General features: G+C 64.6%; 1 pseudogene. It reads right to left on the reverse strand.

Going from position 1 to position 336, the window contains the following annotated elements:
* Positions 1-336: pseudogene (locus AC07FD_RS20645) on the reverse strand (transposase); the annotation flags it as partial.

Genomic DNA, 336 nt, shown 5'->3' on the forward strand with positions numbered 1-336 from the left:
GTGTAGTGGAATTCCAGCCGTCGAAGGACGCGTCGCGCCTCTGAAGCAGGCAGAGCCTGGTAGAGCGCGGCGGCCGAGTGGGTTGACAGATTGTCGAGCACTACCCTGACGCGTTCGGCCTGCGGGTAATGGATATCGACGAGGTCGCGCATGGAATGGGCAAAGTCTTCCGCAGCGCGCCGCTCGGTGACCTTGACTTTGCGCCAGGAGCGGTGTGCGTCGAGGAAGACGAACGGGTTGGCGGTGCCGTTGCGCTTGTACTCGCAGTCATACCGCTCAAGCCGGCCGGTTCGGCCGGGATCGGCTGTCGCACCTCGCCGATGAGTTGGGTCGGGC

The organism is Mesorhizobium waitakense, from assembly GCF_056431085.1.